This is a genomic window from Pseudoalteromonas sp. SR45-4, from assembly GCF_014163535.1.
Taxonomy (GTDB): Bacteria; Pseudomonadota; Gammaproteobacteria; order Enterobacterales; family Alteromonadaceae; genus Pseudoalteromonas; species Pseudoalteromonas nigrifaciens.
Genome location: NZ_JACJDO010000047.1, coordinates 1 through 24,768 on the forward strand (window position 1 = coordinate 1; position 24,768 = coordinate 24,768).

Sequence of the window (24,768 nt, forward strand, 5' to 3'; positions counted from 1 at the left end):
TAGCGTCTCAAGGGATGCGTATAATACATCCTTTATTTTTCGAGTCAATACTTTGTTTTAAACTTTCTTTCGACAATTTAAAACCGAAGTTTTATTTAACTCTCTGAGTAGTTCGCGTCTCGCTATGCTTCGGCGTTTCCCTTCTCAGTGGGGTCGCATTATAGGGAGATCCGAAAACAGATCAAGACTTTTTTTAGATCTTTTTACTGTTCGAACAAAATGTAATCGATAGCAAGTGAAACATGATAAAAACATGTATAAAACGATGCTTTTTCACCCTGTTTTATATTATTTACTATAAATTTTATTGCTATGTTGAATTAAGGCGTTAAGATAGCAAGTTCACAATGTTAAATTAATGTTTATTTCCTGTTTATTGGTAGATCAAAATGAAATTACCCGATCAAAAATCTTTTATCCTCTCAGTTATTCTTGCTGTTGTTGGTTTTGTTATAGTTAAGTTCGCACTTGAAAGCCTAGAGTTAGACCCTGCACTAGTATTTGCTGTTGGTTTGCTCATTGGTGGTATTGTTATAGCTGCGATGTCGTCTGACGGTGTAGTAGAAGCCGAAGTAAAAACCAAAACGCTTTATGTTGGTAACCTTCCTTATCGTGCAAACGAAGGTGTGGTACGTGCTTTATTTGAAGAGCAAGGCAAAGTGTTCAACGTTCGCTTATTAAAGGACAAAAATACAGGTAAGCGTCGTGGCTTTGGTTTTGTTGAAATGGCGCAAGCTGATGCCAACAATGCAATAGCGCAGTTAAACGATAGCGAGTTCCAACAACGTACCTTAAAGGTACGTGAAGCAAAACAAAAACAAGAAGATGATTCTAACGCTCTTCGTTCTGAGCCGGATCAATCAGTGTAACTAGCTTTACAGCTAACTTACTACTCACACTAGCCGTTGAATAATATTGCAGCGGCTTTTTTGTATCTGCAATATTGTTATTCGTTAAATTAAGCTGGCTAATTAAGTAATGAACTCGCTTAGCAATCGCTGCACCTGAATCAAGTAGCTGCACTTTCCTATTAAAGTACTGACTAATCGGCTCTGCCAAAATAGGAAAATGCGTACAGCCTAATACTAATACATCTATAGACTGATCTATGTTTAAACGATCGAGTTCTTGGTGCAGTTTAGTTGTATCTAAACTTTGTTCGAAAAACAGACGCTCGGCTAAAGTAACTAGTTCAACGCTACTATATAAGCTAACTGCTATATTGTTGGTATGTTCTTGTATGAGTGTGCGCGTATAGGGACTTGATATAGTTGCTGGAGTTGCCAGTAGGCCGATATGTTTAGATTGTGTAAGTTGCGCAGCAGGTTTTATCGCCGGTACCACCCCCACTATAGGAATAGTAGTAATTTGGCGCACTGCCCCAAGCGCAGAAGTAGAGGCGGTGTTACATGCAATGACAATTAAATCTACATTAAGCGCTTGCTGGTTAATAAAGTGAATGAGTGCGCATAAGCGATTAATAATCGTTTGCTGTGACTGAGCGCCGTATGGCAATAGTGCATTATCCATAAAATAGCTGTATTGCGCATCTGGAATACTTTGCTGAATATGTTCAAGTACCGTAGTACCACCAATACCTGAATCAAAAACCATTATGTGCGCTGACAAACTACTGTCCTTATTCTAAGTTAAGAACGGCAGTTTGCCATGTGATTTTTATAAAAGAAAGTAGTTTAGTGGTACAACTATTGTTGATTGGCTAGCTCGTCCGTTGCTGCATTTAATTGATTAAGGTTTTCGAACATAGCTTTGGTGTAATCTACCAATTTATCTATTTCTGCTTGATCTTGATTTAACCACTGCACAATACCCGATAACTGGTTTTGTATGCCCAGCTCTGTGGCTTTATTAAACACAGCTTTTAAGTCGTCGTTAAACGGCGCTAATTTATCAGCTACTGCTTTTTCAGGAACTGGCTTGTACTCTTCGTAACCTTTAACTGTAGCGACTGTTTTGGTTTGTCGTAAATCCATTGAAAAAGCCACCAGCTGTTCGTTGCCTAAGCTTAGTGCTTGCGCCTCTTCAAATGCTTTATCTAAGTCACCACTGAAAAAGGTGCTACTTACACTTTGTAAGTCAGCCATTAGCTCATTAATCGCCTTTTGTTCATTCTCATTTAAATCGCCATTAACCGACATAGAAAATGACAACTCACGAGACTGCGACGACTCACTTACAAAAGATTCACTATTCCCATTTTGCTGATAACGACTGGCTGATTGTGACTCATAAGCATCAGCAAAACTAATACTCACTTCGTCTCCTTCGGCGGTAGTAAATTTATATTCTGCTTTGTTACTTAAACTTGCATACTGAGCTTGGCTAACAGAGACACTGGCGGGTTTAGGATTAAATAAATCGTCTTCAAATTTGTCCAGGCCATTAAATATGCCTTCTTTAGATTTATTAATACCCTGTGCGATATCGTCGTTAAACACGCCATTGCCTTTTAATTCATCAACCGCGTCATCAATCCCTATTTGCACACCTTTTCGAGCATCACCTAACATACCTTTGAGTTTTTCATCGTCGGCACCATTGGCTTTTGCTTTACGTACTGCACTGGTAACGAAGTCTAAAACGTTTTTAACGATTTCATCAAAATCAAAAAGCGGTTTATCTTTTTTCGGCTCGCTTATCGGTAAGCCAAGAGCTTGAGCCATTTTGTCACCGAGCACTTTGGCAGCAAGTTCTTTACCGCGCTGCTGATAGTTATCTTGAGGCGACTGTATTGTAGGTTGCTGTAAAGCCCCTTTATTACCGTATTTATTAATATTGTGGTTTGGAACAAAGCCAAAGTTACCGATTTTCATGATCCGACTCCTATCTATGCTTGCCTTACTTATCGGCACTGTAAGTTATTTCTGTAGCTAGATGCTCAAAAAAAAACCAATATATATTTCATCAAAACTAGACAAATACATCTCGCTCCCTACAATAGCGCCGATAAACAGCTCTCAAAGATAAGGTTATAGCGTTAATGGCAGTTATTAAAATAGACACCTCACAGTACGATGCGCAGTTAAGCGAAAAAGAACAGCGTATTGCTGCCCAATTTCAACGTTTTGGTGTGGATAAACTTGAGGTATTTAGCTCAGAGCCGATTAACTACCGCCAACGCGCTGAGTTTAGAGTATGGCACGATGGTGACGATCTGTTTCATATAATGTTTGATCAACAAACTAAAGACAAAATTCGCGTTGATAGCTTTGACCCTGCCGCTCCTTTGGTAGGTGAAGTGATGCAAGTAATGATTGATAATTTAAAGTCGTGTGAAATTTTGCGTCGTAAACTATTTCAGATTGATTACTTATCTACGCTAAGCGGTGAGATTTTAGTGAGTCTGTTATATCACAAGCCACTTGATGAGCATTGGCTGAGTGAAATTAACGCGCTTAAAGAAAAGTTAAGCAATAAGTATAAAATTGACTTTATTGGCCGTGCCCGCAAACAAAAAGAAATGCTTGGTGATGACTACGTTACCGAACGCTTAAACGTGAATGGCCAAGAACTAATATATCAGCAGGTAGAAAACAGCTTTACCCAGCCAAATGCCAAAGTAAATATTAAAATGCTAGAGTGGGCGCAAGACTTATGTAAGCCACTTAAAAATGATTTACTTGAACTTTATTGTGGCAACGGTAACTTTTCTATTGCGTTAGCGGGTTCGTTTAATAAAGTGCTGGCAACCGAAATATCAAAGTCGTCGGTACACTCAGCGCAGTACAATATAGCGCAAAACAAAGTTGCCAATTTAGATATTATTCGCATGTCGAGCGAAGAGTTTACTCAAGCCATGAATGGCGAGCGTAGTTTTTCTCGCTTAGAAGGTATAGATTTAAACAGCTACAATTGTCAAACCATTTTAGTTGATCCGCCACGTGCCGGTATGGATACTCTAACGTGTGACTTAGTAGCAAATTACGAAAGTATTATTTATATTTCGTGTAACCCAGAGACACTAGAGCGCGACCTTGATCACTTAACCCGCACCCATGAAGTTAAACGCTTTGCGATTTTTGATCAATTCCCTTATACGCACCATATTGAGTCGGGTGTATTTTTACAAAAAAAGAATATTTAAAATTACCAGCTAAAAATTACCCATAAAAAAAGCTCCTTAGGAGCTTTTTTTATGGGATTAACTTTACTTGCTTGCCAAGTAGTTAATTAATTTAGTGATATCTGCTGGTTCGCTAATACCCGATTCGCGGCCTAGAAGTAGTTTGTACTTACCATTTACGATAAAAGTAGGCACGCCACGCAATGCACCTTTCTCTTTAAAGTAGTCTTGGTCGCGCTTCATTTTTGAGCTTAATGTACGTACCGAAAAGCTTTTAAATAACTTATCGAACTTATCGCCATCAACGCCTTGGGCTACAAACACATCTTTTACGTCGGCTAGCTCATTAAAATTTGCGCGCTTGGTATGAATGTGGCTAAAGATAGCCGCAATAATTTTATCTTTTTGTGGTAACACTTCAGCCGTTGCTAACGCTTGGCTAATCATTTGTTGATGCTCGGTATCGCGTACACCAACAAAATCAACGTGGCTCTTTTTAAACTTTACGCCTTTATCAAGCATTGGTTTAATTTCGGCTACCAGTGGCTCCATGTTATTACATGCAGGACAGTAAAATGAGAAAAACTCTTTCACTTCTGGTTTTTTAGTTGCGCGCTCAGACACAACCTCATAATGCACACCTTCCTCAAAGGTTGCTGCAAAACTTGTTGCAGCAAAAGGTAGTAATACAGCAAGCAAACCTGCTTTAACTAATTTTATCATTATTATATGGCTCCAATATTTTATAGTGCGAGTAAAAATGAAACTAACTCATCAAGCTCTTCTTGGCTCTTGATGGTATTTAGATTGATTTTATATTTGTCGTTTACAATAAAAGTAGGAACGCCTGTTAACGCACCTAATTTTGAGTATTTATTTTGTTTATCTTGCATTGCTTGTTCAGCTGCAATAATTGGCATACTGGCAATATCTTGATCAAATGTATCGCTACTAATGCCATTTATATCTAATAATTTTTTTAGATCTTTAATTTCAGTCAGTGGTGCGCGCTGAACATGAATACTTTTAAAAATCTTGTCTGTAATCGTATCTGCTTGTCCGTGCTTTTTAGCAACTAAATAAGCTAGGCTCAAGTTACTTTGTGCTTGTGGTGATACGCCGCCTAAAAAGTTAACGTGATTTTTTATAAACACCGCACCTGTAGGTAGGTTTTCTTCAATTGCGTGTGCAACCGGTTCAAACTTGAAACAATGCGGGCAATAAAACGAAAAGTATTCGGTAACTTGTGGTGTAGTACTTTTTTCGATATCGATAACTGTATATTGATTACCTACTTCAAAGTTTGCTGCAAGTGCTGCAAAAGGTAGACAAAGAAGTAGTAGGCTCAGTTTTAATTTTTTAAGCATTAGTCTCTCGTTGTACATATTTTTGAATAAAATGTTATGGCAATAATTTTAACGGTGCTTCTTGCAATGCGGCAAGCTGCTCTTTAAGTGCTAAAATTTGTTGCTCCCAGTATTTGTCATCGGCAAACCATGAAAAGTTCCGCACAAAAGCCGGATCGCTCCATCGTTTTGCAACCCACCCCATGTAATGGATGATACGCATAGCCCGAAGTGGTTCGATCAACTTAAGCTGTGAGTGATCAAAATCACAAAATTCTTCATAGGCGGTTACTAAGGTATCTAACTGTAACAGCTGCGTTTGTCGATCGCCACTTAGCATCATCCATAGATCCTGAATGGGTGGCCCCTGGCGACTATCATCTAAATCAACAAACATTAACGCATCGCCTGCCCATAATATATTGCCAGCATGGCAATCCCCATGCAAACGTATCGTTTTTACATTGGTATACTGTGTTTGAGCCTGCTTAATAACCAAATCTAAAATGGTATAAAAAGCAGTTTCTAATCCCATAGGTACTAAGTTACTTTTTTGCAGATGAACTTTTGCTGTATGTAAGTACTCTTCGCAGGTTAGGGTGGGCCTTTGTGTAAATGGTTTTGTTTTAGCAACTTGGTGCATTCTGCCAATTAAGCGCCCTAGTACATCAAGTTGATCTAAGTTATCGACTTCAAATAAACGCCCGCCAACACTTGGAAATAAAGTAAATAAATAGCCTTGGTGTTCAAATAAGCTTTGCCCGTTATATTCCATTGGCGCAACAACCGGTACTTCGGCCTCTGCTAACTCAAAGGCAAAGTAATGCTCTTCTTGTATTTGCTCCTCGCTCCAACGCTCTGGACGATAAAACTTAACAACGTAGCGTTTTCCGCCTTCTGCTACAAATTGATACACTCTATTTTCGTAACTATTTAATGCCAATAAACCAGACTCAACATAAATACCAACACTTTCTATGGCATCAAGAATTAGATCTGGTGTTAAATCAATAAAGCTAAATTTACTCATACACTTCTTATATAAAATAAAAGCGGGGAACACCCCGCTTTTTGTTAAACTTTACCGCGCTTTAAAAAAGTTACTCGACTGTGATATTTGATTGTCGGGCTCGCCTACCGGCGATAGCACAAAGTTAAATTCTGTCATTGGCGCTTTTAAGTCATACGGATCCATAACCAGTGATAAAGGCACATTGTGCGATTGCCCTGCGTTAACCCTAAACGTTTGTTTACCTATGTACTTAAAGTTATCGAGCCCTTGCACTTTAATTGTAAAGGTTTGCTCATGCTGCGCTTTGTTGATCACTTTTAAGGTGTAGGTGTTTTCTACCAACCCTTCAAAATTAACCCTATATAACTGATTACGATCGCGAATAATATCAAATTCCATCGTTTTACGCAGCGCAATATTGGCAACCAAGGCACTGGTTAAAATAACCAGGATCACTATATAACCAATAATTTTTGCCCGCAGTGGGTTGGTTTTATTCTCTGGCGTTTCTAAGTTTCGCTCAGTGGTATAAGAAATAAGTCCGCGTGGATAATTCATTTTATCCATCACCCCATCACATGCATCAATACAAGCGCCACAGTTAATACACTCTGCTTGTAAGCCATTACGTATGTCTATACCGGTTGGGCATACTTGCACGCATAAATTACAGTCAATACAGTCGCCTATTTCTAAATCTTGGTGTGCCACTTTGCGCGAGCGTGGGCCACGGCTTTCACCGCGTTTTTCATCATACGATACTGTATAGGTATCTTTATCAAACATGGCTGACTGAAAACGTGAGTATGGGCAAATATGTAAACACATAATTTCGCGCATCCACCCAGCATTACCGTATGTACAAGCAGCAAAAAAGATAATACTCATTAAGGCATAGCTACCGGCATTAAAGGTAACAAAGTCAGGGAGTAGCTCACGAATAGGGGTAAAGTAACCAACAAATGTAATTGCTGTATATAAAGAAAACAAAATCCAACTGGTGTGCTTAGCGGTTTTGCGCCAAAACTTATCAAAGTCCATTGCTCGTTGGTCGAGCTTTTTACGTTGGTTTGCCGTACCTTCAAACTTTTCTTCAAACCAAATAAAGGTAAAAGTCCACACCGTTTGTGGGCAGGTATAACCACACCACACTCGTCCATAAAATGTAGTGACCAAAAACAAAGCAAACGCGGCCAACATAAAAATAAAGGCGAGTATGGTAAAGTCTTGCGGCCACAGGGTTAAACCAAAAATGTTGTATTTTTGACCTATTAAATCAAATAAAACGGCTTGCTCACCATTAAAATTTATCCAAGGTAGCAGCATAAATGCCAACAGACCTAAAAAGCCAATTCGCTGCCTAAGAAGTTGGTGCAAGCCATTAACAGCACGCACGTAAATACGATTACGTGGATTAAACCGATCCTGTTGCCCGCTAAGATCCGGCTTTTGAATCTTTACTTCAACTGGTATATTTTTTACTTTAATTTGTTTGTCCATCGAAGTTCCTCAACACCGCTTGGAAATAAAAATTCAGCTATATTCAAGGTTTACCTTATAGTGTAATAACGTACTTATTACGTATAATATTTATAACAAGACTTGAATACTTTCAGATATTTCAGAAATATCTAACTGCTGTTAGCTATTATAACAATATTGGCTAAAATTACTGGCATAGATCGCTAATAATTTATTCACTTTAGTTACTTGCTTTTCAAATGCATTTTATTACACTGCAGCATCATTTTATGTTATTTGGATCAAAGTTTACCCAACTATGAAAAAATTTATTATTTTGGTAATAGTAGTCCTCGCCTTTTTCACAGTCGATCACCCTTTGGTGAAAGAACCTCGTGAGCGGTTATTTAACGATGGTATTGACTTTTTAAGTGATGCGAGCAAAGTGAATCGCAGCCCTACTGCCAGTATGGCTAAAAACGAAATTAGTGCGCAGTTAACACTGTCTGAATCTGAGCGTGAGTACACCGAAAAAACATTTACTACCGATGACTCAATAAGATTATTTCACTTACGCTACTGCCGTGAGCGCGACTTAAACCTATATTTTTATGATGAGCGCTTAAACACTGTATGTAAAATAGTATCCGGCTCACTAGAACACATGCGAGGTAAATAATGGACTTTTCTGGATTAAATAAAAAGGCCAGCGACTCATTTCACCAGCAACGTAATATGCTTAAAAAACTCACGCAAGGTAAAACGCTAAAGTGCGAACAATGTAATGGGGTTTTAACACTCGACTTAGCCACCAGCGAGCCGGGCAAAGGGCTGATTAAGTGCAAGCAAGGCTGCACTGATATTATATTAGAGCTAGGCGCTTAAATTTATTTCACGGCTATATTTTAAGCTCAACTCATTACTGCGCCTAAACTACTCTTCCCATCCTTCATCTGTATACAAGCCACTATTAAGTGCGACTATTTCCACTAGCTCTGCAAAGCCTAGCGCAAAGTCGCCCATTAGCTCATATTGCTGCTGGCAAAGTAACTGCTCATCAATACTGTTTTGTAACGCTATTTGGCTAATGGTTTGCCCATCAAGTGCAAAAAAGCTTAATGTGGCTTGAGCACTTTCGAGGGCTTGTTTATATTCTGCCTCTAACGCGGTTGAACTTAATAACTTTTGAGTATATGACGTTGTTGCCGTTACAAAACCTGCGCTCCAATTACTGCAAAATTCGTAATTATATTGTGCTGGTAATTTATAGCCTACTTCAAATACTTGCTCACTAATTTGATGGTATAACGCCATAAATAAAAATAGCATTTCTTCATCTACATTATTAGCTGTATTAGGCAAAATTGCTGCCATCCACTCATGTACGTCTAGAGGCTCAGGAGAGCAAATTACGCCAAATAAATAACCTTGGCTTTGCGTTAGCGTCATCGCTTGAGACTGGGTGTCTAAAAATGTGCTGAGCTGCTTAGCGTGCTGCTCAGTAAATTGGGGTAATTGCATTAAAACTCTTTATATTAAACATTAAAAGTTGAGCGGGTAACGGCCTTGATTATCTGGACGACCTAAAAACTTAACCGCATCATGTACATCTTTTGGCAACGTGGCATCGGGCTTTACATAGCCTGATACTTTAAAGTCAAAATTAGCTTTTAGGGTTGCATCAGCTTCAAGCCCTAAGGTGTTATCTGGGTCGATAAGTATGGCTATGTCGCCCGATTTACAGCTTAGGTTACCACCAAGCGGGCCTATATTAAACCAACCGTTCAAACCTTGTACGTCAATATTAGGGCTCGCTATCTCGCCTTGCAGTGACTCACAATAAGGTGCGCCCGATGTATACTCTGCCAATTCCAAGATCACACGACCTTTAGCGGTTACAGGTAACGGAAGTTGTATGCGTTGCATCGCTCTTTCAACTGTTGAGCGCACTAATCCATTGGTTACTTTCACTTGCTTATTAAATAAACCAAAGCTCACATCTGCATAACCCGATATATCACTGCGCTCACGTGGGTCACCAAATTTTACATTGGCATTTAACTTACCGGTAAATAATGCCCACCCGGCAACATCCCAACGCACATTATTTAATTGCTCACCTTGGTAGCGCACTTGCATCATTTGCCCTTGCCAAATAGTGCCAACACTTTGCCCTACTTCAAGTTGCTTAGGAAAATAAGGTTTTGCTAGGTCAATGGCCACCGCTGCAGGTAACTTAATAATACAAAACACAATAAAACTAAGTAAAAATACAATGGATAAGGTTATTATTTTTTTCATTCATTACTTCTCTAATAGCAAACGGCTAACACGTACATAGCCCGACTTATCGTCACGGCTCAAATCTAAATTTTCGACCCGTAGACCATGTTGATTGACCAGTTCATCAAGCCACAGTATTAATTGATTAAACTCTACTGAGTCGAGCGTTAAACGTAGCGAGTTATTACTTGGCTGCATTTTACTAATATTTATTTTATAGCGTCCGCGGGTGGCGTTAACTATTTGGCTAATGTTTTGACTATTAACCACTTGTGTATTACCAGCGGCCTTGAGCTTTACAATACTTTCGTCAACCCACACTAGTAGCTCTTGCTGTTTTAATTGCGATTGCTCAGCACTTGCTATTGCATTATTTAAGGGTCTAAAAATGCCCATCACTAAAATAAACACAATAAAAATACCACTCGCAACGATTATTAACTGCTGCTCTTGCTCTTTTAGTGAGCGCCAATGTTTAATTAACTGCTGCTTCATACTGCACCTCGCAGTTTAATTTCGCCAACCACAAAGTCACCATCGTTACTTAACGAACCTTGATCAACCGTTAACCCTTGCTGTTCAAGTATGGCTTTAACTTTACCAAAGGTTTGAAAGTCTTTTGCGCGTGCTCTCATACGTAATTCATTACGTTTTTTGTCATAACGCAGTGTTTCAGGGGTAAAATTACTTACCTGTGAAAACACCCCCACTAATTCTGTGGTTAACTCTAAAAATCCAGCGTCGCTGGTATCTTGTATTTTTGTCAGTGCACCTTTAATTTGGTTTTTAATAAGGTGTGGGCGAACCTTAGTTCCCGGAAATGCCTTTTGGTAGCGCTCAATTACCTGTGCTTTAGCAAGTTCTAACTGGGTATTTAGCTGATGCAACTCTATAGCTTTAATCGTAATACTCGCTACTAAGGCAACGCTGGTAATAATGGCAGCACTTTTCCAGTACCCCCACCATAAGGTGCTTTTCTTTTTAAGCTGATACATACCTTGGCGAAGATTAAACTTAGTATGCTCTAGTTGCTTAGCAAATAAGGCCAGCGGTAAGTCGTAATCACTGGTTTGAGCCTGTAAGTTTACCGTTTCAGGAAACTGAGTCGCCGGACTAAAATGCTTTACATCTGGATTACCCATTGCTGTTAAGTAACCATTTAACCAGCTCGTCTCTACTGCACTTATACGCCATGGGCCTTGTTTAAATAACCACTGATTATTAAGTGCTATTGCCGTTACTGTGTCCTCATCTGCTGGGGGTAATAACAAAGCATCGGGTAATATTTTATATACCGATAAATTATGCTCTGCAAATAGCGCTAGCCACGCCTCAAACCATTCGCGGTCGGTCATAGCAACACGAACAGCATGCTGCTCGCCAATCATCACTGGCTCACCTACAGCAATAAATAGCTCATCTATATCGCACGCTATATCTTCTTCGAGCATATAAGGCAAAGCTTGCTCTAACTTACGATTCCATTTAGTCGGTAGCATTACCGTTTTTAATTGCACTTGGTCACAAGGCAATAATACAACGACTTCGCGCCCTAGCGATTTTTCGCTCAGTTCGTTTAAATAACTGGCATTAACTAGCTCACCACTGGCTATTATTTGTTGTTCTTGTGGTGAGTATATTAACCAATTAAGTAACTCTTGTTCGGTTTGACCCGTGCGGATCAACAGTATTTCTGTCACTGTACGCCTCCAAATTTTCGCGCCAGTATCGTTACGTCGCCGTCTTTGGCGTGCAGTAATGTGGTCATCGAAAAACGCAGATCAACAAAGTTTGCCTGCGTTTGTAATTTAAAATATTCGCTATTAATACTAAACAATTTTTCTACCGCTTTGACGTTTTGCCCGCCTTGCTGCTGAACTTGTTCAAAAAAGGCAGCTTTACTTTCAAAGCCTGCATCTGGGCGAGCAGCAATCACAGCTTCAGCACCCGATACACTTAGCTCATCTATAAGGGTACTTAAAATGAGTGCTTGCTCTGCTGCTAAGGTATTCACATTAATAGACAATAAAGTGCTACCAGGTATTACACAAACATAAGGCAGCACTTTTTCCATTACTAATGGGTTAAAACCTTTAACCAAACGCAGCTCGGAGGTTGATGCAAATAAGCTATTGGCGGTCATGTACGGAAATTGACGCGACAAGTATTCCCCTTCTTCTGCTCCTGAACGGTATGTAATGCTGTTTTCGTCTAGCCAATCAAACACACTGTCAGCCATGGTTTCCTCTGACTCTTGTGCCGGTAAATCTTCAATATTTTCAAGTAATGCGAACAAGGCCTTGTGCGCTGGATTGGTTTTGCTAGCACTATTTAAATCTGGTTCTACGGCTATAGCATTTAAGTTTAAACATGCTTGTAAATCCGTTATTTTTCCGCTTAGTGTGCCGTTATCAACTGGGTAAGGTATATCGCCTTGCTGCGCCCATATTTGATCTAACGTGGTTTTGTCAGGATCGTCTCTTTTGCTTTTAATCAGCGCTTTTATGGCAAGCTCTTCTGCACCATAGGCATACCACTTAGCTTGTTGATGACCCTGTAAGTTAGTACTTTTTTGCACTTGCACCATTAAGTTAGCACTCATTTCTACGGCTAAAATGGCCGCTAATGCAACAATAAACAGCACAATAACAAGTGCGGCTCCACGAGAAGAACGCAGCCCCATTACTGCCCACCTTCTTGCGGGTTACCTTCATCGGCCAGTGCATCATCAGTTGATGGGCTCGATGGTAGAATTTCTTTACCTTGTCCTGGCACTAAAAATACTCGCCTAATTGGCTCTGCCTCTATTTGTTGCAGCGTAACAGCAACCGCTTTAGGAAGTGCTTTAATTTGCCACTTAGCTTGCCATTCGTTTTTATCGTCTAAAAATTCAAACTTTAGCTCTTCAATGTTTTTTAAAACAACCTGTACACGCGGCTCCATGTTGTCAAGCTGATCAACATATACCCGGTACACTCGCTCCAAGTTGTCGTTTATTACGCGATAACCCACAGCTTGTAATTCTGAGCGTGGTAATAAATTAATTGGATTTATCCAGCCGTCGCGCACAAAGCCAATGCCATCATATTGGCTATCTAAAACATAGCGTCCGGCTAGCAAATACTGCTCTTGCACATCGCCTGCTTCATTGCGTACAGCACGTTTGGTCATTTGACTAAAATCTTGATCCATTAACCTAAAGGTGGTTTGCAAACCATTTAGCTCGGCTATTTTATCATCCGAAGCCTCTTTGGCGCGGGTAGTGGTATCTAGTATTTGGTGCGTGGCCATAATAACAAAGCCTAAAATCCCCAAGGCTACCATCACTTCAAGTAAGGTAAATCCGCGTTGCTTCACTTATTTTTTGCCTTTATTTAAATAAGTTGCCAGCTCATATATTGAGTGTTCGTATTTTTCATCACTAAATATATTAATGGTTAATTTTACAAAGTCTTTATCTGCGGTTTTACCTATATCTTGGCGCCAAAACCATTCAACACCCGCCATAACTTCACTACCGCGCACGCCGTCTTTCCCTTCCCATTGTTCGCCTTTGGTACGCTGCTCTACCATAATGTTTTCGGCAACCCATGAGGCGTAAGTTTGCTCTTCTATGCTAGATAGATGATGAATGTGCTCACTGGTTGCTTGCATTGCTGCAATACCTGCCATAGCACAAATACTCAATGCCACTAGCACTTCAAGTAAAGTAAAACCTTTATTATACTGGCGCATTATTCGGGCTCTCGGCGTAAATTCACTGGCGCAGTAAACTCGCCTTCAATAAAGTAAACCGGCTCGCTTTGCTCTTTTAATTCGAGTGTTAATTGAAATGCACTTACTTCGCCCGAAGATAGTATTAGCACTTGCGGAATTTTAAACTTTTTAAGCTCCAATAAGCTGTCTTCGTCGCCGCTCATTAGCTCACGCCAATTTGCTTGCTCGAGTAAGTTATCTTGCGCCCAAGCTAAGTCGTCTAGGTTAAGCGCTAGTTTAAAGCGTGGATCAAATTCAACCGGCTCAAATAATGCTTCTCTGACAAAGCTTACCCACTTTTCACCATCAAAAACTAAAAACTCAAATACGTTGTTGTCTATATGAAAACCCAATTCAACTTGGTTTAAAATAGCAAATTCTGATGCCATATTAATGGTGGTATGCAGCCTAAGCGCTTGAGTATCTAACTCATCCTCAGCGCCGCCTTCTAAGCTATATACCACCATTTTTGTGGCAAAAGCGATGATCACTAATACCACTAAAATTTCGATTAAACTAAAGCCGCGGCTTTTTGCACGCAATCTCTCAGAGCTTACTTGCATAGTAAGCCCTGGGTATTAGTATATAAATACACTGCGCGATTGATGGCCATTACTGTTTTTCTTCGTCCCAGTTACCAATGTCGTCATCGGTGCCGGCTTGGCCATCTGGACCTAAAGAAAAAATATCAAATTTACCAATTTCTCCTGGACTAATTAACTGATAAGTATTGCCCCACGGATCCTCTGGTAATTTACTAATAAAGCCACCATCTGGAAAACGTTTTGGTATTGGCTCTATGCTGGTTTTATTAACCAATGCTTCTAGGCCTTGCTCGGTACTTGGGTAGCTTTTATTTTTAAGCTTATAAAGGCTCATTGCATCTTCAAGCTGCTGAATATCTAAGTGTGCTTTATCGATAGCGGCCTCTTCTTGTTGACCCATAATATTAGGTGCCACAATTGACATGATCATGCCAATTATAACCAGTACGACCATCACTTCTAGCAAAGAAAAACCTGATTGTTTATTCACGTAATTACCTCATTATTCTAAAAACACTAAACAATGGTTTATTAAACCATTAATTTACTTTTAAGTTAAAGCCCTACAGCTTTATTCATTGCCATAATTGGCTGTAAAATTGCCATTACTATAAATAATACAATAACCGCCATTAAAGCGATCATTGCGGGTTCTAATAGTTTTAGCGATACATTAACCATACTTTCAAATTCGCGATCTTGGTTATTAGCAGCGCGTTCTAACATTTGCTCCAGCTCGCCAGATTTTTCACCGCTGGCTATCATATGTAGCATCATTGGCGGAAACAATTTAGTTTGCTGTAAAGCCGCTCTTAAACTTGCCCCTTCGCTTACTCTATCCGCTGCATCGGCAACTGCTTTTTTAATTTTTTCGTTGATCAGCACTCCACCCGCAATACGCATACCTTCAAGTAGCGGTACCGAGCTTGATGATAAAATACTTAAAGTTCGGGCAAAGCGGGCGGTATTAATACCTCTAGCTACTTTACCAATACCGGGCATATGCAATATTTTATCATCCCACCAAAAACGAATTTTAGGCTGTTTTAAAGCATGCTTAATCCCTATCGCTAGGCCCGTTATTACAATTAAACTAATAAACCAATAATTTTGTACAAAATGACTTCCCGCCATTACCCACTCAGTGGTCCAAGGGAGTACTTGCTTGGTTTTCTCAAAGGTTTTTAGTATTTTAGGTACTACAGTACCTAATAAAACCGACACAATTGCAATAGCAAACACCACTAAAATAATGGGGTACACCATAGCTTGCGTTATTTGACTGCGCATATATTGGCGCTGTTCGGTGTAATCGGCAAGCCGGTTTAGTACTTGGTCTAAATGCCCTGACTTTTCGCCTGCGGCAACCATAGCGCGGTATAAATCGTCAAACACATGCGGAAACTCACTCATACCGTCGGCAAGGGTATACCCTTCCACTACTTTTGAGCGAACCGACATCAGCATGCGTTTTAAACGTGGTTTTTCACATTGCTCAGCCACAGCCATTACCGCACCCTCAACTGGCAGAGCCGATTGAATGAGTGTTGCTAACTGGCGAGTTATAAGCGCCAAATCTGAGGTTGATATAGTAGGTTTAAACAAACCGCCAAGTAATGACGTTTTTTGGCCTTTAACCTGTTTATCACTTTGCGCCGCGGGTACAACTTCGAGCGGCGTTAATTTTTGATCGCGTAATATTTGGCGAATTTGTTTTGCTGTATCCGCTTCTAAAATGCCTTTTTTTTCTTTGCCTCGGCCATCTAAGGCACGGTATTCAAATGCTGCCATTATTAGCCTTCCTCACGGGTAACACGCAATACTTCTTCAAGTGTTGTTTTACCTGCAAGTACACGGCTACAGCCATCTTGACGAATACTTGGACTGAGCTTGCGAATGTATTTTTCAACGCTTTGCTCGCCCTTACCATTGTGGATCATTTCACGAATGGTTTCGTCCACCACTAATAACTCATGAATACCAGTACGGCCTTTATAACCATTAAAGTTACATGCCTCACACCCTACTGCACGGTGTATAGTTGGTTTGCTTTCAAACGGTACGCCTAATAACTGGCACTCGCGCTCATCGGCTACATGTTCTTTTTTACAGCTTTTACACAGTGTGCGTACTAGTCGCTGCGATAACACACCGAGTAACGACGATGACAGTAAAAATGGCTCCACTCCCATATCTTCCATACGAGTAATAGCGCCAGAAGCAGTATTTGTATGCAACGTAGACATTACCAAGTGACCGGTTAATGATGCTTGCACACCAATTTGAGCGGTTTCTAGGTCGCGTATTTCACCAACCATCACTACATCGGGATCTTGACGTAAAATAGCCCGTAAGCCACGCGCAAAGGTCATACCTACTTTAGTATTTACTTGCGTTTGGCCAATGCCCGGTATTTCGTATTCAATGGGGTCTTCAACCGTTAAAATATTACGATCGCGAGAGTTTATTTGACTCATACCTGCGTACAAGGTGGTACTTTTACCAGAGCCTGTAGGCCCGGTTACTAAAATAATGCCATGAGGTTTACTAATTAAATTTGCAAACAATTCACGGTTTTGTGCGGTCATACCTAAATCTTCAAGATTTAAGTGCGCGTTATTTTTATCCAGTAAACGCAGCACAACACGCTCACCAAAACTCGATGGCATGGTTGATACCCGTACATCAACTGCACGCCCTGCAATACGCAAACTAATACGGCCATCTTGTGGTATACGTTTTTCGGCAATATCGAGCTTAGCCATTACCTTAATTCGCGATACCAGCAAGGATGCTAATTTACGATTAGGTTTAAGTACCTCTTTTAATACACCATCAACCCTAAAGCGAATAACCAGTTCTTGCTCAAAGGTTTCAATATGAATATCAGACGCACCCTCTTTAATTGCTTCACTGAGCATCGCATTTATAAGCTTAATAATTGGCGCATCATCATCGCCTGCCAGTAAATCTTCGGTTTGTGGCAGTTCGTCTACTAATGAAAACAAGTCAACTTCGTTGCCAATGTCTTCCATCATTTGTTGCGTTTCAGAACTATCTCGCTGATACGAAGCCTCTAGCAGTAGCTCAAACTTGTCATCAGCAAGCTGCTCAAGCGTAAAACCATGTCCTGCAATACGGCGTACTTCTAACAGTACGTCAATATCAAGTTCGCCACGGTAATACACTATGCGCTGCTCTTTATTTTTACTCAGCAACACTCCGGCTCGCCGTGCGTATGAAAAAGGCAAACGTTTAGCGGGCAGCTCAACTAAGTCGTCACTGGTTAATAGCTCGTCCGGATGATGCACATTAGGATGAACCACATCTTGGTTTATCTCTGCAATCGCCTTAGTCATCTTTACGCTCTTGTGCATTTTGTTTGCGTAAATGCTCTTCATACGTAGGTGGCAGTATTAGCTCATCATTCCACTCGGGTAAAATAGGCGTGTCGGTTCTTGGCATTAACTCTATACCATCTTCGCGCTGCTTAAATTGCTCGCCACGAATAAAGTTATATTTATTAAAGCTCAACTTATTCATGCTAATTCCGTCGCGAATAATAGTCGGGCGAATAAATACAATCAGGTTACGCTTACGTCGTGTGGTATTAGTTGATTTAAATAAGTGACCTAAAATAGGAATGTCGCCTAGTAGTGGCACCTTAGACACACTTTCTTGTACGTCTTCATCTATTAAGCCGCCAAGCACCACCATACCACCATCATCGGCCATTACCGTGGTTTTAATTGAACGCTTATTAACTGAAATATCAACAGCAGTAGCACCACTTACACTCGACACTTCTTGTTCAATGGTTAACTGCACAGCAGAGCCGTCGTTAATTTGCGGGGTTACTTTAAGCTTTATACCCACTTCTTGGCGTTCAACGGTTTGAAATGGGTTGGCGTTATTGCTACCCGTTTGCGAGCCAGTAATTATGGGCACTTCTTGACCCACTAAAATAGACGCTTCTTCATTATCCATAGTAGTAATAGAGGGAGTCGCCAAAATATTTGAATTACTATCGGTCGAAACGGCTTGAACAATTGCGCCCCAGTCATTTTTTATCACCCCCATGGCTAAACCATTAATGCCACCGAGTAATGATGCTAATGGGCCGTAGTTACCCTGAGTGGTTTCATCAACCTGAGTAACAGTGCCGGTTTCGGTGCCAATTATATTTTTAGAGACGGTAGTATCACGTGCTTGCTCAGCCGCTACAGCTAACGCACCAACCGGTACAGTTGTGCCATTATTAAACTGCAGCATACCGCCTTGCTCAGAAATCCACTGCAAACCAAAGTTAATCCCGTCGCCTTCCATTACCTCAATTATAATTGCTTCAACCAATACTTGCGCACGGCGAATATCTAAACGCTCTATAACTGACTCAAGCGAGCGCATAGTATCGGGTTGTGCTGTAATAATTAATGAGTTTGAATCGGGGTGGGCTTCTATGCTGGTGTCGTTGTTACTGCGAGTACGTGTTTTGGTTGCGCTGCCGCCTTGAGTGTCATCTGTTAGCGACTTACTAACACCTTGCAATACTTTAACTAAATCTTCTGCTTTTGCGTAATTTAGATAAAATACTTTAGTGTTCCCTTGGCTTTCAAGCTCACCGTCTAAGCGCTTAATAAGCTCAATAGCACGGGTGCGTGCTTGGCCTTCGCCACTAACAATAACGCTGTTAGTACGGCCATCGGCAACCACTTTAGGTATTAAAAACTCTGGAATACTGCCTTTTCCGCTGTCTTTATAAATATTATCAACTACAGATACCACATCATCTGCGGTAGCAAATTTAAGCTTTACAATATCAACACGCTTATCGCCCGCTTGATCAACCGAGCGTATTATTTCAACTAAGCGGTTTACCGATGCAGCATGCCCGGTAAGCATCATTACGTTTGCGGCATTAAAGTTGGCAACATGGCCTCCATCTTTTTGGTCGCTAAATTGACGAACCAAAGGACCTAGCTCTTGCACACTTACGTTTTTAACCCGTACAACTCGGGTAATCATCATATCGCCACTGGCTTCACTGCCATCAGTAATTAGCGGTACGTTTGACTTTTTAGCATCCGAGCTTTTTTCAATTTTTATTATATTATTGTCCATTTCAATGGCTGAATAGCCATAAACTTCTAATACATTTAAAAAGAATTGATAATAAAGCGCTTCGCCCATTAACTCATAACTACGCACATTTACTTTGCCACGTACGTTAGGGTCAATAATTATTGTTTTATTAAGATTTTTACCAACAATATTAATAAACTCATTAATATCAGTGCCTTTAAAGTTAGCAGCGTATTCAACAGCAGCAACAGAAAACGAAATGCTTGCTGCTAGAAAAAGTGCTGCGTACTTAGCTAACCCTTTTTTAATTTTTGTGAGGTGTAGCGCCTGAACCATTATATTAAAACTCCAATGCTAAGTTATTGCAGACTAAATTGTACGTCTATTTGCTGGTTATCACGTTCAATAGTGATAGTGGCATCTGTACTGTTACGCAGCTCATTAATGGCTGCCATGGCCTGTTTTAAATCTGTTAGTTGATAGCCATTAATTGCAACAGCTAAATCGTTATTTTGTAATCCCATCTGCTTAAATAGCTCAGGCTCTTTACCTGGACTCAAGCGATAACCAATAAGTTCCCCATCGCTCATCGCTTGTGACACGCGAATATAGTCAAATAACTTACCGGGCTCTTCGAGCAACTCTTCACGGGTTTCGATTAAAGCCTGCTTAATGTTTGGATCGGCAGTTACATCTATTTGTTGCTCACTTGGGGCAGGCCCTAATTGTGGGCCCATTTCAGCTTCATCACGTGCAGCTAAAACCGGCATAGATACTGTTTTTGTAAAGTCGAGACCATCCAACATTAATGTTTCAAATCGTCCGTTTACCGTTAAAATAACGCGGTCGGGTAATATCTGCGCTAGTTTAGCTCGCGTCCCTTGCACTGCTTCATCTACTAGGTAGGTTTCTTGCTTGCCTTGTGACTCTATAATAGCGAGCCCCGCTTTATCGTCGTTACTTACTGCAACAATACCAGTAAGATTAATACTTAAGCGCGTTTCAGGGGCATCATTTACAACTTTTGCAGCGTGATCATCGCTCTTGCTTTTAACAATTACTTTACCAAATATAAATTGCTCAATTATATGTTGAGAATAATTGTTACTTGCTGCAGTTGAATGTTGTCCGTAGTAGATTGGCGTGAGTGGTGACACAATAGGATTTGGCCACATAAGCCAAACGAGTTTAGACGATAAAAAAGCAATATAAACAACAACTAATAATGTAACAACCGCACTCAATTTGGCATGCGGTAAACGGCTTATAAAATGTTTAAATTGTTGAACTTGCTGTTCCATAAATAGTATTCTTATTTTAGTTTTTACCTAATCGCTATGCATAGTACCTTTTCATTTTTCATTCAACAAGCATGCTAATATTAAACTTTGTAAACAGATTGATTTTAATTTAGCCGCTGCATAAAAACAACTGTTGTAGTAATCCTTCATCGCAAATAGCTTTTATGGTAAATTTTAAAATCTAGGCAAACACTTATTAAAGGTGCTTTATGGCTAAAAAAAGTAATGCTAACCCTAATTTAGAACATAAAGATGAGCTAAAAATTAGATTAGACAAATGGTTATGGGCGGCACGATTTTATAAAACACGTGCTGCGGCTCGCGAAATGGTACAAGGCGGAAAAGTGCATTATAATGGCCAGCGTACCAAAGCAGGTAAAATAGTAGAAATAGGCGCAACTATAAAATTAGCCCAAGGGGTAGATGAAAAAATAGTAACTGTGCTCAAAATACTTGAAAAACGCCAAAGCGCCCCCATTGCACAGACCTTGTATCAAGAATCTGATGCTAGTATTGCTAAACGCGAAGAAAATTCTATCGCGCGCAAAAATAACAGCCTTTTTGCACCTCATCCGGATAAAAAACCGGATAAGAAGCAAAGACGCGAACTTTTAAAATTGAAATTAAGTTAGGTATAGTCGCTCATGCAACAAGATTTACTCCACCGTTATTTATTCGACAATCTCGATGTTCGTGGCGAACTCGTACAAATTGAGAATGCCTACAACGAAATGATCGCCAATCATAATTACCCTGATGCAGTTAAAGCATTATTGGGTGAACTGCTTGTTGCGACCTGTTTATTAACAGCCACCTTAAAATTTGAAGGCGAAATAGCGGTTCAACTACAAGGTGATGGGCCGGTTAAATACGCGGTAATTAATGGCGACGATAAACAAAACATGCGTGGTATAGCTCGCTTACAAAGTGAAGTAACAGGTAGCACAGTAAAAGAGTTGATAGGCCAAGGCTATATGGTTATTACTATTACGCCAACTAAAGGGGAGCGCTATCAAGGTATAGTGCCTTTAGAGCATGAAACCTTAAGTGAATGTATAGAGGCTTACTTTGAGCAATCAGAGCAATTAAAAACGCGTCTTTGGTTTGCAACCGATACAACCGAGGGAAATGCCAAAGCTTGTGGTTTATTTTTACAAGTTTTACCCGTTGATAAACAAAAATCTATTGAAGACTTTGCCCACTTAGAAGCTCTTAGCCATACCATTAAAGATGAAGAACTATTAGAGCTTGATGCTAACACCGTCCTAACTCGTCTGTACCACGAAGATAACCCGCGTGTGTTTGAGCCACAAAGCATTCAATTTAAGTGTGGTTGTACCCGCGAAAAAACCATGACTGCATTAGTTAATATTGGCCAACAAGCGCTACTTGATGATGTTGCTGAGCATGGCGAAATCAAAATTAGCTGCCATTACTGTCTAAAAGATTATCTTTTTGATGAGCAAGATGTGAAAAACATTTTTAACTAATCACGCATTAAATCTAAATTATAAAAAAGTCACATGCTATGCGGCTTTTTTTATAATTTTAAAATGACACCGGTATCATAAAAATAGCCGTTTTTATGATACCGGTGTCATTGAAATTATTCATGTTTTTTACCCAATATATGTGTTTTTAACACCTTCATAAGCTCGAATATCCTTAGCTCATCTGTTACTATAATCGCAGCTTAAAGGTTAACAAGACCCAGGCTATCCCGTTCAATCTCACACAATTTAGGTATAAACATGACTTCAAGCGCTACTCGTTTTGTCGATCTAACTGCAGCTGAACTTGTCGAACACGCGATCCGTCGTGGCGAGGGTACTTTAGCAGCCAATGGTGCTTTTGTAGCAAATACTGGTCATCGCACCGGTCGTTCTCCAAAAGATCGCTTTATTGTTCAAGAATCTAGTACTGAAAACGAAATCCAATGGGGCAACGTAAATCGCCCATTCGACGCAGATAAGTTTGATGCTTTATGGGCACGCGTAGAAGCGTATGTACAAAGTAATGATCACTTCATCTCTCACCTTGAAGTAGGTGCTGATCCAGAGCACTATCTACCTGTTGTTGTTACTACAGAAACTGCATGGCATCATATTTTTGCTAAAAATATGTTTATTCAACCTAAATCTTACAACTCATCTGACGTACCTCAGTGGCAAGTAATGAACGTTCCTTCATTTGTATGTGAGCCTGAGCGCGATGGCACAAACAGTGACGGTACGGTACTCATTAACTTTGCACAACGCAAAGTGTTACTTGCTGGCATGCGTTATGCCGGTGAAATGAAAAAATCAATGTTCTCTGTACAGAACTTCCTACTTCCAGCGAAAGGTGTATTACCAATGCACTGCTCTGCAAACGTAGGTGAAGCAGGCGATACCGCTTTATTCTTTGGCTTATCTGGTACAGGTAAAACAACACTTTCAGCAGATCCAACTCGCTTTTTAATTGGCGATGACGAACACGGCTGGGCACCTGGTAGTGTGTTTAACATTGAAGGCGGCTGTTACGCTAAATGTATCGACCTATCACAAAAAAATGAACCTGTTATTTGGGATGCGATCCGCTTTGGTACTATTTTAGAAAACGTAGTGCTTGATGAAAATCGTGTACCTGATTTTAACGATACTAGCCTTACACAAAATAGCCGTGCTGCGTACCCTCTTGAGCACGTTGAAAAACGTAAAGTAGAAAACCGCGCAGGCGAGCCAAAAGCAGTGGTATTTTTAACGTGTGACGTAAGTGGTGTACTTCCTCCAGTATCAATATTGACTGAAGAAGCGGCAGCATTTCACTTCTTAAGTGGCTACACTGCAAAAGTAGGCTCTACTGAGATTGGTTCTACAAGCGATATTGAGTCAACATTCTCAACTTGTTTTGGCGCACCATTCTTCCCACGTCCAGCAGGTGTTTATGCTGAGCTTCTAATGAAGCGTGTACGTGAGTTTGGCGCTAAAGTATACCTAGTTAACACAGGTTGGACTGGCGGCCCTTACGGTACTGGTAAGCGTTTTGATATTCCAACTACACGTGCTGTAGTAGATGCTATTGTATCGGGTAAACTAGTTGGCGTAGAAACTCAACACATTGATGTTTTAAACCTAGACGTACCTGTAGCCGTTCCAGGTGTAGACAGCAACTTACTTAACCCAATTAATACCTGGGAAGACAAAGCTAAGTATGCTGAATATGCAGCTAAACTTGCAGCCGATTTCACTGAAAACTTCACTAAATATGACGTATCAGACGAAATTAAAAATGCAGGACCTAAAGCATAATAGCTTTAACCTCGCATAACAAACGCCAGCTTAACGCTGGCGTTTTTGATCCCAGCCATAAATATAAATGACCAAAGTTAAAATAGAGTATTAGCCAACCAATCAAGCCTAAGTGACTTAATGTAGCAAAGGTAATAACAGGACTTTAATTTAGCACTACAGCCCAGCCTTACTTCTTACAATGCCAATACAGTACACAGTATCAATCACAGCGACAAAACACCACTTAGCTACCCCATCGTAAGCCTGCCTAAATAGCCCCTCTTAAAATCACTAAGCACTCTTTTTATAGCTAGGTTCTAAAAGGTTTACTTTATATCAGGCATTAAAAAACCGAGCGTAAGCTCGGTTTTTTTAGTACTAATTAGCTAGGCTAATTATTACGCTACGATGTTTGCAACAACGCCAGCGCCTACAGTACGACCACCTTCACGGATAGCGAAACGAAGACCTTCGTCCATCGCGATTGGCGCGATTAGAGTAACTGTCATCTTAACGTTATCACCAGGCATTACCATTTCTACGCCTTCTGGTAACTGTACGTCACCAGTTACGTCAGTTGTACGGAAGTAGAACTGTGGACGGTAACCTTTGAAGAATGGAGTATG

General features: G+C 40.3%; 26 protein-coding genes and 1 pseudogene. 7 read left to right on the plus strand and 20 right to left on the minus strand.

Annotated elements, in window-relative coordinates; all coding sequences use genetic code 11:
• Positions 1 to 389 precede the first annotated feature (389 nt).
• On the plus strand, positions 390 to 869 hold the full coding sequence (locus H5058_RS15840; RefSeq protein WP_182678975.1) for an RNA-binding protein: 480 nt from the start codon (positions 390 to 392) through the stop codon (positions 867 to 869).
• Here the strand turns inward: H5058_RS15840 and murI are convergent.
• Together murI and H5058_RS15850 are read right to left on the minus strand one after the other, a co-directional pair.
• Positions 832 to 1,629 carry a glutamate racemase gene (gene murI, locus H5058_RS15845; protein WP_089367621.1) on the minus strand — a complete coding sequence of 266 codons (798 nt, stop codon included), beginning with the start codon at positions 1,627 to 1,629 and terminating at the stop codon, positions 832 to 834. The genes H5058_RS15840 and murI overlap by 38 nt on opposite strands.
• 77 nt (positions 1,630 to 1,706) lie before the next feature.
• Positions 1,707 to 2,834, minus strand: coding sequence for a DUF5610 domain-containing protein (locus tag H5058_RS15850; protein ID WP_011326968.1), 1,128 nt, complete (start codon positions 2,832 to 2,834; stop codon positions 1,707 to 1,709).
• Between the two features lie 167 nt (positions 2,835 to 3,001).
• Here H5058_RS15850 and trmA point away from each other — a divergent pair, with 167 nt between their 5' ends.
• The gene (gene trmA / locus H5058_RS15855) at positions 3,002 to 4,105 is read left to right on the plus strand and encodes a tRNA (uridine(54)-C5)-methyltransferase TrmA (protein ID WP_182678977.1); all 1,104 of its coding nucleotides are present in this window, start codon (positions 3,002 to 3,004) and stop codon (positions 4,103 to 4,105) included.
• 63 nt (positions 4,106 to 4,168) lie between these two features.
• On the opposite strand, the gene H5058_RS15860 is transcribed toward trmA, so the two are convergent.
• From H5058_RS15860 to ccoG, 4 genes are read right to left on the minus strand one after another with little or no spacing between them, the layout of a single operon-like run.
• Entirely contained in the window at positions 4,169 to 4,807 is a 639-nt protein-coding gene (locus tag H5058_RS15860; protein WP_011326966.1) for a thiol:disulfide interchange protein DsbA/DsbL, read from the minus strand.
• Positions 4,808 to 4,827: 20 nt separating this feature from the next.
• The gene (locus tag H5058_RS15865) at positions 4,828 to 5,451 is read right to left on the minus strand and encodes a thiol:disulfide interchange protein DsbA/DsbL (RefSeq protein ID WP_089367618.1); all 624 of its coding nucleotides are present in this window, start codon (positions 5,449 to 5,451) and stop codon (positions 4,828 to 4,830) included.
• 34 nt (positions 5,452 to 5,485) lie between these two features.
• Positions 5,486 to 6,460 (minus strand): serine/threonine protein kinase, encoded by a 975-nt coding sequence (locus H5058_RS15870; protein ID WP_182678979.1) that lies wholly within the window; start codon positions 6,458 to 6,460, stop codon positions 5,486 to 5,488.
• 51 nt (positions 6,461 to 6,511) lie between these two features.
• Positions 6,512 to 7,942 carry a cytochrome c oxidase accessory protein CcoG gene (gene ccoG, locus H5058_RS15875; RefSeq protein WP_182678981.1) on the minus strand — a complete coding sequence of 477 codons (1,431 nt, stop codon included), beginning with the start codon at positions 7,940 to 7,942 and terminating at the stop codon, positions 6,512 to 6,514.
• Between the two features lie 280 nt (positions 7,943 to 8,222).
• Here ccoG and H5058_RS15880 point away from each other — a divergent pair, with 280 nt between their 5' ends.
• Positions 8,223 to 8,582 carry a hypothetical protein gene (locus H5058_RS15880; protein ID WP_089367615.1) on the plus strand — a complete coding sequence of 120 codons (360 nt, stop codon included), beginning with the start codon at positions 8,223 to 8,225 and terminating at the stop codon, positions 8,580 to 8,582.
• Entirely contained in the window at positions 8,582 to 8,788 is a 207-nt protein-coding gene (locus tag H5058_RS15885; RefSeq protein WP_089367614.1) for a hypothetical protein, read from the plus strand. The genes H5058_RS15880 and H5058_RS15885 overlap by 1 nt, the downstream gene beginning before the upstream one ends.
• A 48-nt stretch (positions 8,789 to 8,836) precedes the next feature.
• Here the strand turns inward: H5058_RS15885 and H5058_RS15890 are convergent, their stop codons facing one another.
• The 13 genes from H5058_RS15890 to gspC form a co-directional block, all read right to left on the minus strand.
• The gene (locus H5058_RS15890) at positions 8,837 to 9,424 is read right to left on the minus strand and encodes a UPF0149 family protein (RefSeq protein ID WP_011326960.1); all 588 of its coding nucleotides are present in this window, start codon (positions 9,422 to 9,424) and stop codon (positions 8,837 to 8,839) included.
• Between the two features lie 21 nt (positions 9,425 to 9,445).
• Positions 9,446 to 10,204, minus strand: a complete 759-nt coding sequence (locus H5058_RS15895; protein WP_086996688.1) for a type II secretion system protein N — start codon at positions 10,202 to 10,204, stop codon at positions 9,446 to 9,448.
• 3 nt (positions 10,205 to 10,207) lie between these two features.
• Positions 10,208 to 10,681, minus strand: a complete 474-nt coding sequence (gene gspM, locus H5058_RS15900; protein ID WP_011326958.1) for a type II secretion system protein GspM — start codon at positions 10,679 to 10,681, stop codon at positions 10,208 to 10,210.
• The gene (gspL, locus tag H5058_RS15905) at positions 10,678 to 11,886 is read right to left on the minus strand and encodes a type II secretion system protein GspL (RefSeq protein ID WP_182678983.1); all 1,209 of its coding nucleotides are present in this window, start codon (positions 11,884 to 11,886) and stop codon (positions 10,678 to 10,680) included. Before gspL ends, gspM begins: the two co-directional genes overlap by 4 nt.
• On the minus strand, positions 11,883 to 12,869 hold the full coding sequence (gene gspK, locus H5058_RS15910; protein ID WP_011326956.1) for a type II secretion system minor pseudopilin GspK: 987 nt from the start codon (positions 12,867 to 12,869) through the stop codon (positions 11,883 to 11,885). The genes gspL and gspK overlap by 4 nt, the downstream gene beginning before the upstream one ends.
• A complete protein-coding gene (gene gspJ / locus H5058_RS15915; RefSeq protein WP_011326955.1) occupies positions 12,869 to 13,543 on the minus strand; it encodes a type II secretion system minor pseudopilin GspJ in 675 nt (224 codons plus the stop codon). Before gspJ ends, gspK begins: the two co-directional genes overlap by 1 nt.
• Positions 13,544 to 13,921 carry a type II secretion system minor pseudopilin GspI gene (gene gspI, locus H5058_RS15920; RefSeq protein ID WP_086996694.1) on the minus strand — a complete coding sequence of 126 codons (378 nt, stop codon included), beginning with the start codon at positions 13,919 to 13,921 and terminating at the stop codon, positions 13,544 to 13,546.
• Positions 13,921 to 14,505 (minus strand): type II secretion system minor pseudopilin GspH, encoded by a 585-nt coding sequence (gene gspH / locus H5058_RS15925; protein ID WP_011326953.1) that lies wholly within the window; start codon positions 14,503 to 14,505, stop codon positions 13,921 to 13,923. The genes gspI and gspH overlap by 1 nt, the downstream gene beginning before the upstream one ends.
• A 49-nt stretch (positions 14,506 to 14,554) precedes the next feature.
• The gene (gene gspG / locus H5058_RS15930) at positions 14,555 to 14,977 is read right to left on the minus strand and encodes a type II secretion system major pseudopilin GspG (protein WP_041454317.1); all 423 of its coding nucleotides are present in this window, start codon (positions 14,975 to 14,977) and stop codon (positions 14,555 to 14,557) included.
• A gap of 65 nt (positions 14,978 to 15,042) precedes the next feature.
• Positions 15,043 to 16,278, minus strand: coding sequence for a type II secretion system inner membrane protein GspF (gspF, locus tag H5058_RS15935; protein WP_086996699.1), 1,236 nt, complete (start codon positions 16,276 to 16,278; stop codon positions 15,043 to 15,045).
• A 2-nt stretch (positions 16,279 to 16,280) separates the two neighbouring features.
• Positions 16,281 to 17,846: a type II secretion system ATPase GspE gene (gene gspE, locus H5058_RS15940; RefSeq protein ID WP_259398644.1), complete on the minus strand. Its 1,566-nt coding sequence runs from the start codon at positions 17,844 to 17,846 to the stop codon at positions 16,281 to 16,283.
• Positions 17,839 to 19,905, minus strand: coding sequence for a type II secretion system secretin GspD (gspD, locus tag H5058_RS15945; RefSeq protein WP_179808070.1), 2,067 nt, complete (start codon positions 19,903 to 19,905; stop codon positions 17,839 to 17,841). Before gspD ends, gspE begins: the two co-directional genes overlap by 8 nt.
• 23 nt (positions 19,906 to 19,928) lie before the next feature.
• Entirely contained in the window at positions 19,929 to 20,870 is a 942-nt protein-coding gene (gene gspC, locus H5058_RS15950; RefSeq protein ID WP_182678985.1) for a type II secretion system protein GspC, read from the minus strand.
• Positions 20,871 to 21,079: 209 nt separating this feature from the next.
• On the opposite strand from gspC, the gene hslR reads away from it, so the two are divergent.
• From hslR to H5058_RS15965, 3 genes are all read left to right on the plus strand, one after another.
• The gene (hslR, locus tag H5058_RS15955) at positions 21,080 to 21,502 is read left to right on the plus strand and encodes a ribosome-associated heat shock protein Hsp15 (RefSeq protein ID WP_011326947.1); all 423 of its coding nucleotides are present in this window, start codon (positions 21,080 to 21,082) and stop codon (positions 21,500 to 21,502) included.
• 12 nt (positions 21,503 to 21,514) lie between these two features.
• Entirely contained in the window at positions 21,515 to 22,360 is an 846-nt protein-coding gene (hslO, locus tag H5058_RS15960) for an Hsp33 family molecular chaperone HslO (protein ID WP_011326946.1), read from the plus strand.
• A gap of 261 nt (positions 22,361 to 22,621) precedes the next feature.
• The gene (locus H5058_RS15965) at positions 22,622 to 24,160 is read left to right on the plus strand and encodes a phosphoenolpyruvate carboxykinase (protein ID WP_089367606.1); all 1,539 of its coding nucleotides are present in this window, start codon (positions 22,622 to 22,624) and stop codon (positions 24,158 to 24,160) included.
• A 380-nt stretch (positions 24,161 to 24,540) separates the two neighbouring features.
• Here the strand turns inward: H5058_RS15965 and tuf are convergent.
• Positions 24,541 to 24,768 (minus strand): annotated as a pseudogene (gene tuf / locus H5058_RS15970) (elongation factor Tu); the annotation flags it as partial.

Bases quoted from the DNA above. Each gene is read 5' to 3' on its own strand.
- H5058_RS15840 (WP_182678975.1), top strand. From the start codon at position 390: ATGAAATTACCCGATCAAAAATCTTTTATCCTCTCAGTTATTCTTGCT.
- H5058_RS15850 (WP_011326968.1), bottom strand. From the start codon at position 2,834: ATGAAAATCGGTAACTTTGGCTTTGTTCCAAACCACAATATTAATAAA.
- trmA (WP_182678977.1), top strand. From the start codon at position 3,002: ATGGCAGTTATTAAAATAGACACCTCACAGTACGATGCGCAGTTAAGC.
- H5058_RS15860 (WP_011326966.1), bottom strand. From the start codon at position 4,807: ATGATAAAATTAGTTAAAGCAGGTTTGCTTGCTGTATTACTACCTTTT.
- H5058_RS15865 (WP_089367618.1), bottom strand. From the start codon at position 5,451: ATGCTTAAAAAATTAAAACTGAGCCTACTACTTCTTTGTCTACCTTTT.
- H5058_RS15870 (WP_182678979.1), bottom strand. From the start codon at position 6,460: ATGAGTAAATTTAGCTTTATTGATTTAACACCAGATCTAATTCTTGAT.
- ccoG (WP_182678981.1), bottom strand. From the start codon at position 7,942: ATGGACAAACAAATTAAAGTAAAAAATATACCAGTTGAAGTAAAGATT.
- H5058_RS15880 (WP_089367615.1), top strand. From the start codon at position 8,223: ATGAAAAAATTTATTATTTTGGTAATAGTAGTCCTCGCCTTTTTCACA.
- H5058_RS15885 (WP_089367614.1), top strand. From the start codon at position 8,582: ATGGACTTTTCTGGATTAAATAAAAAGGCCAGCGACTCATTTCACCAG.
- H5058_RS15890 (WP_011326960.1), bottom strand. From the start codon at position 9,424: ATGCAATTACCCCAATTTACTGAGCAGCACGCTAAGCAGCTCAGCACA.
- H5058_RS15895 (WP_086996688.1), bottom strand. From the start codon at position 10,204: ATGAAAAAAATAATAACCTTATCCATTGTATTTTTACTTAGTTTTATT.
- gspM (WP_011326958.1), bottom strand. From the start codon at position 10,681: ATGAAGCAGCAGTTAATTAAACATTGGCGCTCACTAAAAGAGCAAGAG.
- gspK (WP_011326956.1), bottom strand. From the start codon at position 12,869: ATGGGGCTGCGTTCTTCTCGTGGAGCCGCACTTGTTATTGTGCTGTTT.
- gspI (WP_086996694.1), bottom strand. From the start codon at position 13,921: ATGCGCCAGTATAATAAAGGTTTTACTTTACTTGAAGTGCTAGTGGCA.
- gspH (WP_011326953.1), bottom strand. From the start codon at position 14,505: ATGCAAGTAAGCTCTGAGAGATTGCGTGCAAAAAGCCGCGGCTTTAGT.
- gspF (WP_086996699.1), bottom strand. From the start codon at position 16,278: ATGGCAGCATTTGAATACCGTGCCTTAGATGGCCGAGGCAAAGAAAAA.
- gspE (WP_259398644.1), bottom strand. From the start codon at position 17,846: ATGACTAAGGCGATTGCAGAGATAAACCAAGATGTGGTTCATCCTAAT.
- gspD (WP_179808070.1), bottom strand. From the start codon at position 19,905: ATGGTTCAGGCGCTACACCTCACAAAAATTAAAAAAGGGTTAGCTAAG.
- gspC (WP_182678985.1), bottom strand. From the start codon at position 20,870: ATGGAACAGCAAGTTCAACAATTTAAACATTTTATAAGCCGTTTACCG.
- hslR (WP_011326947.1), top strand. From the start codon at position 21,080: ATGGCTAAAAAAAGTAATGCTAACCCTAATTTAGAACATAAAGATGAG.
- hslO (WP_011326946.1), top strand. From the start codon at position 21,515: ATGCAACAAGATTTACTCCACCGTTATTTATTCGACAATCTCGATGTT.
- H5058_RS15965 (WP_089367606.1), top strand. From the start codon at position 22,622: ATGACTTCAAGCGCTACTCGTTTTGTCGATCTAACTGCAGCTGAACTT.